The sequence below is a fragment of the Rhodococcus sp. NPDC019647 genome (assembly GCF_044389235.1).
Taxonomy (GTDB): Bacteria; Actinomycetota; Actinomycetes; order Mycobacteriales; family Mycobacteriaceae; genus Rhodococcus_F; species Rhodococcus_F oxybenzonivorans.
This window is the reverse complement of sequence record NZ_JBIRXS010000070.1, coordinates 1-3,206: the sequence shown is the minus strand read 5'-3', so window position 1 is coordinate 3,206 and position 3,206 is coordinate 1. Positions and strand designations below refer to the sequence as shown.

Genomic DNA, 3,206 nt, shown 5'->3' with positions numbered 1-3,206 from the left:
ACCAACTCCTCGGCACCACCGACGACCCCCACAGCCTCATCACCACCCAACTCCACTACTGGAAAAACACCCTCCACGCACTCCCCGACCTCCTCTCCCTCCCCACCGACCACCCACGACCACCACAACGCACCCTCCGCGGCGAATCCGTGTACTTCGACATCGATCCGCAGGTCCATCGCCGACTGTCCGCCCTGTCCGGGGATCACGAGGCGACGATGTTCATGGCCTTCCACGCGGCGTTCACCGTGCTGCTCGCCCGGCTCGCCGACAGTTCCGACATCGTTGTCGGTGTGCCCGTCGCCGGGCGCGGCGAGCCCGCCCTCGACGACCTCGTCGGAATGTTCGTCGGAACGGTCGTGCTGCGTACTCCGGTGACGGCCGCCGCATCGTTCGCCGAACTCCTCGACACCACCCGAGACGCCGACCTCGGCGCCTTCACTCACGCCGATCTGCCGTTCGAGGTGCTCGTCGAGGAACTGGACCCCGGCCGCTCCACCGCGCATTCACCGTTGTTCCAGGTTCTCATCGAGTTCGGCCGGGCCGAGTCGATCTCTCTCGAGTTGCCGGACCTGACGGTCGAAGCCGTAGACACCGATTTCGGTGCCGCGAAGTTCGACCTGCAACTCACCCTGCGTGAACATCTCGCCGAAGATTCCTCACCCGCCGGCGTATCCGCCGCCTTCACCTACGCCGGGGATCTTTTCGAGCGCGACACCGTCGAGGGCTTCGTGAAGCGTTTCGTCCGGATACTCGAGGCGGTTTCGACAGACCCCAACCTCCCCGTCGGGGATATCGAGATCATTGACGACACTGAACGCGACACCGTCGCACATCAGTGGAACGAGCCCGGCACCGACTCGGGCGCCGACACCCTCGCCGACCGCTTCGCCCGAGTCGCTGCGCAGTTCCCCGCTTCCGGTGCTCTCACGGTGGACAGCTCGACGACGACCTATTCCGCGCTGGCGGCCCGCGTCAACAGCCTGGCACGGTATCTGATCTCGATCGGCGCGGGTCCGGAATCCTCGGTAGCCGTCGCGCTCCCACGCTCGTTCGACTCCGTCGTCGCATGGCTCGCGGTCACGGTGTCCGGAGCCGCGCACCTACCCCTCGACGTCACCTATCCGGCGGAGCGCATCGCGTTCGTGCTCGGCGATGCGCGCCCCCTGTGCGTCGTGATGTCCACCGAGATCGACGGGTCACTGCCGGACACCGGCATTCCGCACGTCGTGGTCGACTCCGAAGCGGTGATCACGGCGGCGAGCGGCTTCTCACCGGCTCCTGTGACAGAGACGGACCGACGGAATGCACTCACCCCGGATTGTGCTGCGTACGTGATCTATACGTCCGGGTCTACCGGCCATCCCAAAGGCGTTGTGGTGTCGCACCGCAACGTTCTGACGTTGTTCGCCAACACCCTCGACCGGTTCGGAATCGACGACTCCGACGTGTGGACGCTGTTCCATTCGTTCTCGTTCGACTTTTCCGTGTGGGAACTCTGGGGCGCTCTGCTGAGGGGCGGCAGAGCCGTGCTGGTCGATTACTACACAGCGCGGTCCCCGGAAGCGTTCCTCGCACTGCTCCGCCGTGAACACGTCACGGTCCTCAGCCAGACCCCCACCGCGTTCTACCAGCTCATCGAGGCGGATGCCAGTACGCCCGACACCGCTGCGCAACAGGGTGATACGGCGCTGCGCTACGTGATCTTCGGCGGCGAGGCCCTCGATCTCCGTCAACTCGACCGCTGGTACGCCCGTCACGACGACGATGCCCCCACCTTGGTGAACATGTACGGCATCACGGAGACGACCGTCCACGTGAGCGCGCTGGCACTCGACCGCACAATGGCGGCAACGGCACGGGCGTCGGTCATCGGCCGGGCCATATCCGGGCTGCGCGTCGGCGTCCTCGATCGCCGACTGCACCCTGTTCCGGTGGGAGTGCTCGGTGAAATGTATGTCTCAGGCAGTCAGCTCGCGCGAGGATATCTGAATCGGCCCGAGCTGACCGCCACCCGCTTCGTGGCGGATCCTGCCGGTCACGGCACCCGCATGTACCGCACCGGTGACCTCGCCCGGTGGAATCGAGACGGGCAGCTGGAGTACCAGGGCCGCAGCGACTTCCAGGTTCAGTTGCACGGTTACCGCATCGAACCCGGAGAGATCGAGATCACGCTGCGACGGCACCCGGCAGTAGTGCACGCGGTGGTGCAGGTCCACACGGACGACAACGGGGTGGACCGGCTCATCGGTTACGTCGTACCCGGGGTCCCCGATGAGGAATTCGACGTCGAATCGGTGCTGGAATCGGCCCGTGCCGAGTTGGCTCCGCACATGGTGCCCGCGACTCTCGTCGTCCTCGACCGGTTGCCGCTCACCGCGAACGGCAAACTCGACAGGAAAGCGCTACCGACGCCGGACTTCACCGAGCGCGTCACGTCGAGCCGGGCTCCGTCGCTTCCCACCGAGCGAGTACTCGCCGGACTGTTCGCACAGGTCCTCGGGCTGGACACCGTCGGCATCGACGACTCGTTCTTCGCGCTCGGCGGCGACAGCATCATGGCCATCCAGCTGGTGGCCCGTGCCAAGGCGGCAGGGATGTTCTTCAGCCCGCGCGACGTGTTCGAACGCAAGTCGGTGGCTGCGCTCGCCGAGGTCACCACCATCGCTCAGCCGACGGGTCTCGCGGAGCTTCCCGGCGGGGGCGTCGGCGCGCTCCCGTTGACGCCCATCGCGCACTGGCTGCTGGGGCGCGGCGGCGACATCAGCCGGTTCTCTCAAGCCGCAGTCCTGACAGCGCCTCCGGGCCTGTCCCTCGACACGCTCGCTCGAACAGTGCAGGCGGTGCTGGACCACCACGACATGCTGCGCGGCCGGCTGCGGCGCTCGGACACCGGACCGGCCATGGAGGTGCTCCCCGTCGGAGCGATCCAGGCGTCGGACCTGCTGTCGCGCATCGACACTCCGTCGGTCCGGGGCCCCGAGTTCGGGGCGATGATCAGTGACCAGCTGACCCTCGCCGAGGACCGGCTCGATCCGGCCCGGGGCGTCATGCTGCAGGCCGTCTGGTTCGACGCCTCCCGGGACCACCGCAACGGCGACCTGTCGGCGCAGGGCCGACTCCTGCTGGTGATCCATCACCTGGCCGTCGACGGCGTGTCCTGGCGAATCCTGGTACCCGACCTCGCCGCCGCCTGGGAAGACATC

1 protein-coding gene is annotated in these 3,206 nt (G+C 66.9%); it reads left to right on the top strand.

Annotation, left to right across the window (positions count from 1 at the left end):
• A partial coding sequence (locus tag ACH49N_RS38870; protein WP_358278819.1) for an amino acid adenylation domain-containing protein occupies window positions 1–3,206 on the top strand: 3,206 nt, incomplete at both ends.